Annotated in this window: 5 protein-coding genes; 3 read left to right on the forward strand and 2 right to left on the reverse strand. The window is 57.3% G+C overall.

From position 1 onward, the window contains the following. Together R6T97_RS00445 and R6T97_RS00450 are read right to left on the reverse strand one after the other, a co-directional pair. Positions 1 to 153, reverse strand: a 153-nt coding sequence (locus R6T97_RS00445) for a flagellar basal body protein (protein WP_410347346.1), incomplete at its 3' end; no start/stop codon positions are given. Positions 154 to 255: 102 nt separating this feature from the next. After that, complete coding sequence (locus R6T97_RS00450; RefSeq protein WP_410347342.1) at positions 256 to 1,083, reverse strand: flagellar motor protein MotB; 828 nt, start codon at positions 1,081 to 1,083, stop codon at positions 256 to 258. A 183-nt stretch (positions 1,084 to 1,266) separates the two neighbouring features. On the opposite strand from R6T97_RS00450, the gene chlG reads away from it, so the two are divergent. From chlG to R6T97_RS00465, 3 genes are read left to right on the forward strand one after another with little or no spacing between them, the layout of a single operon-like run. Next, the gene (gene chlG, locus R6T97_RS00455; RefSeq protein WP_410347343.1) at positions 1,267 to 2,181 is read left to right on the forward strand and encodes a chlorophyll synthase ChlG; all 915 of its coding nucleotides are present in this window, start codon (positions 1,267 to 1,269) and stop codon (positions 2,179 to 2,181) included. Between the two features lies 1 nt (position 2,182). Then, positions 2,183 to 3,463: a BCD family MFS transporter gene (locus R6T97_RS00460; RefSeq protein ID WP_410347344.1), complete on the forward strand. Its 1,281-nt coding sequence runs from the start codon at positions 2,183 to 2,185 to the stop codon at positions 3,461 to 3,463. A 3-nt stretch (positions 3,464 to 3,466) separates the two neighbouring features. Then, a complete protein-coding gene (locus tag R6T97_RS00465; protein ID WP_410347345.1) occupies positions 3,467 to 4,648 on the forward strand; it encodes a geranylgeranyl diphosphate reductase in 1,182 nt (393 codons plus the stop codon). The last annotated feature ends 59 nt before the right edge of the window (positions 4,649 to 4,707 follow it).

A 4,707-nucleotide genomic window follows, 5' to 3' on the forward strand; every position in this document is an offset into this window, starting at 1 on the left:
ACCACTTTCAATCACCATTGACTGAAAATCTGTGACAGCCCTTTTGTAGCCATAGGTCGATGAGTTTGAAATATTGTCTGAAATCGTCGCCAATCGAGATGCGTTCGCCGCCAGACCAGCGACGCTTGCATTCAAAGAAGAGGAAATCGTCATATAATTGAGCCTTTCTGCATCAGGGATGACACTACTTATCCTCCCGTCATAAACGCGGTGCCTTAACGCCTCCCTAATTTGTAAAATTCGAACGGTCTTGTCTCAGACATCGGATCTGAGCAGGATCACCTCGATCCGATTGTTGCGTGGCGCGGTGGCATCGCGCATGGCCGGTTCACGGTCGCCGGCACCAGTCTGGCGCACGATACGCATCGGGTCCAGCCCGCCACTTTGGAGCATCAGGCGCATTTGGGCCGCGCGATCTGTCGATAGTTCCCAGATCGGATTATTGACGTGCAGCAGGGACTTAACGCTCAAATGGCCTTCGATCGCTACATCGTTGCGGACCACCTGAAACAGGCGCGCCATGATCGCCGCGATTTCAGCGGACACCGGATTGGGAACAGAAGTTTCACCCACAAAAAGCGTCACGTCCGGCAGATCGTATATTTCGATGACAAGGCCCTCGTCGGTCAGACGCGTGATAATATGGCGTAACGCCTGATCGGACATCATGCTTTCGCCACCCTGCCCTATCAATACCGCCTCTATATCGCGCAAGGCGGCTACCTCGGCGGCCTCGGCCTCTGCGTCTTGTTCGCTGCTGACTGGATTCATCCCGATCGTAGGCTGACTGACCCCTGTCCCACTTTGCGCCAGTGTTTGTTGTGTAAAGATATCGTCGCCGCCAAAGGCACCGGACCCGCCACCCGACACACGATTGATCGGAATTGTCGGGGAAAAGTAGTCTGCAAGCCCTTTGCGTTGTTGCTCGGTCGTGGCGTTCAGCAGCCACATGAGCATGAAAAAAGCCATCATTGCCGTGACAAAATCGGCATAGGCCACTTTCCAGGCACCGCCATGATGGCCGCTGGCTGCGATGACTTTCTTGCGTTTGATAATCGTTGGCGCGTTTGATCCTGCACTCATCCCACAACCTCGTTTCTTCACCCAATGCCGGGGATAAACGACAGAAAGTGAAAGCAGGCTTAACGGAACAATTCGATTGAAATGGCATTATTCAAAGCGGCCCTTTTCAGAGTGACAAGATGGCACAGTGTCAATGCACCTTTACACTTGCCCAAAACCCATATGTCATTTTAAAATGACAATATGAGTGTCACGTCAGATTTACAGATCAATCCACAAATACGCCGCTGGCCCGAGCCGCGCGCGATGTTGCGGCTGATCAAGCCCGTGACATGGTTTCCACCCATGTGGGCCTATTTGTGTGGGGTTATATCCTCCGGCGCAAACCCCTCTGATCATTGGGTTTTAGTCGCACTTGGGGTGATCCTTGCCGGGCCGATCGTCTGCGGCATGTCGCAGGCAGCGAACGATTGGTGCGACCGGCATGTGGACGCGATCAACGAACCTGACCGCCCGATTCCATCAGGGCGTATTCCGGGGCGCTGGGGTCTTTATATCGCCCTTGTAATGACTGTTTTAGGGTTGGCCGTCGGCTATCAACTTGGCCCTTGGGGCTTTGGTGCGACGATCCTTGCCGTTGCAGCCGCATGGGCCTATTCCGCAGAACCGATCCGCGCCAAGAAATCCGGCTGGTGGGGGCCGGGCCTTTGCGGACTGGCTTACGAAACCCTACCATGGATTACAGGGGCGGCCGTCGTCGCGGCTGGCGCGCCCAGTCCACAGGTTATTGTCATCGCCCTTTTATACGGCCTTGGCGCGCATGGGATCATGACGCTCAACGACTTCAAGGCGATCGAAGGGGATCGGGCCACTGGCTTGCGATCTCTTCCTGTCACATTGGGCCCTGACCGCGCCGCACGCGTCGCGTGCTGGATCATGGCCGTGCCGCAGGCTGTCGTGATTGGCCTGCTGATTTATTGGGGCAAACCTGTCTACGCACTGGGCGTCACTGCGATGCTCGCCGTGCAATTGGGTGCAATGCAGGTTCTGCTGCGTGATCCGGAAGGCAAGACGCCTTGGTATCAGGGCATGGGCATTCTGTTCTATATTAGCGGCATGATGATCAGTGCCGTTGCTTTGCGCGGCATCGGGGGCTGAGATGACACTTTCATGGTTCCAGATTTTCCGGTTGGGTTTGGTGCAAATGGCGCTGGGCGCGATTGTGGTGCTGACAACATCCACCCTGAACCGGCTGATGGTCGTCGAACTATCGCTGCCTGCCATTCTGCCCGGTCTTCTCGTCGGCCTGCATTATGGCATCCAGCTGACGCGACCGCATTGGGGTTTTTATTCCGACACGGGCGGGCACCGGACCCGCTGGATCATCGGGGGCATGGCTGCACTTGCAGTGGGCGCGTTTACAGCCACTTGCGGTGTGCTGGCGTTTGAACAATCCTTTGCGCTGGGGCTTTGCGTATCGATCATCGCCTATACGCTGATCGGTCTGGGGGTCGGGGCGTCCGGCACATCCTTGCTCGCCCTTTTGGCGACAACCACAGCACCGGACCGCCGCGCGGCGGCGGCAACGATCACATGGCTGATGATGATCTTCGGCATCGCGATGACCGCAGGGATCGTCGGGCGGCTGATCGACCCTTATACGCCCATGCTGTTGATCAAGATCGTCGGTTTCGTCGTGACCATTGCAACTTTGGTAACTTGCCTTGCCGTCTGGCGGATCGAGCAGAACCTGATTGCCGTACGCGAGGCCGACCCGACACCGTTCATGGACGGCCTGAAAGAGGTATGGGCAGAGCGAAAGGCGCGCAACTTTACCATCTTCGTCTTTCTGTCGATGACGGCCTATTTCATGCAGGAACTGATCCTCGAGCCCTATGCCGGCCTTGTCTTTGGCTTTACGCCGGGACAATCGACATCACTGTCGGGTGCGCAGAATGGCGGCGTGTTCATCGGGATGTTTGCGGTTGGAATTCTTGCCACCGGTTTCAAGATCGGCGCGCTACGCAACTGGGTCATGACCGGCTGTGTCGGGTCCGCGATGGCGCTGATCGGGATCACTTTCATCGGGCCGATCGGGCCGGGTGCACCGTTGATACCTGCTGTTGTGTTGCTGGGTTTCTTCAACGGCATGTTTGCCGTCGCCGCGATCGGATCGATGATGGCACTGGCCGCTGACGGTGCCGAGCGCCGCGAAGGGACCCGCATGGGCCTTTGGGGTGCCGCACAGGCCATTGCCGCCGGCTTCGGCGGGCTGGTCGGCGCGGGCATGGTCGACCTGTTGCGCTTTAGCATGACCGATACGCAGGCTTTCGGGTCCGTCTTTATCGCCGAAGCCGCCATTTTTATCGCAGCCGCCGCAATGGCCGCAAAAATCATGGATCGCAAGATGCCATCCGCCACACTGGTTCCGGGAGAATAGTAAATGCAATATGATGTCGTTGTCGTGGGCGCAGGCCCATCCGGAGCCACCGCCGCAGAAGACCTCGCGCGGTCCGGACACAAGGTGGCTTTCATCGACCGCGACGGGCGGATCAAACCCTGTGGTGGTGCGATCCCGCCGCGGCTGATCGAAGATTTCTTCATCCCCGACGAACAGATTGTCGCCAAGGTAAACACCGCACGCATGATTTCGCCCACAGGACGGCAGGTCGATATCCCGATTGAAAACGGTTTTGTCGGCATGGTCGATCGCGAACATTTTGACGAATTCCTGCGCACACGGGCCAAGGAAGCAGGCGCACATCGCTATACCGGCACTTTCACCCGAATCGTGCGTGATGGCGACGGCACGCATGTGGTCTACCGCGACAAGGTCAGCGGCAATGAGATGACGCTGGACACCAAGCTGGTGATTGGAGCCGATGGGGCAAGGTCCAACGTAGCGCGGGCCGAAGTGAAAGACGGCGACAAGATCCCCTATGTGATCGCGTATCACGAGATTATCGAAGCACCTGCGGCCACCGCAACCTATGATCCGGCACGCTGCGATGTGATCTATGATGGTAAAATCTCGCCTGATTTCTATGGCTGGGTCTTCCCCCATGGCGGGCAAGCAAGCGTCGGCATGGGGTCGATGATTAAATCTGTGGATGTCAAAAAAGCCACCGCCGATCTGCGCGCGGCATCCGGGCTGACCGACTGCAGAACGATCCGCAAGGAAGGCGCGCCCATCCCGCTGAAACCGCTCGATTGCTGGGACAATGGCAAGGATGTCGTTCTTGCCGGTGATGCGGCAGGCGTCGTGGCACCTTCATCGGGCGAAGGCATCTATTACGCGATGGTCGGCGGGCGGGTCGCAGCAACCGCAGCAGCGGCTACTTTGGCATCAGGACGCGTAAAAGACTTGCAACTGGCGCGCAAGCTGTTCATGCGCGAACATAAGCAGGTCTTCCGGGTTCTGGGCGCGATGCAAAAAGCATATTACCGCAGCGACGAACGGCGTGAAAGGTTTGTGTCCCTGTGTCATGATGTCGACGTGCAAAAGCTGACGTTTGAGGCTTATATGAACAAGAAACTGGTAAAGGCACGGCCAATGGCTCATTTGAAGATCGGCATCAAGAACCTCGCGCATCTGACGCGGCTTGTCTCTCCGCTGCGCACATGACGATCATGATCCCGGCCTGGGAAAACGGCAAACTCAAACCTGTTGAGAAACTTGACGCG

The organism is Yoonia sp., from assembly GCF_046498525.1.
Lineage (GTDB): Bacteria > Pseudomonadota > Alphaproteobacteria > Rhodobacterales > Rhodobacteraceae > Yoonia.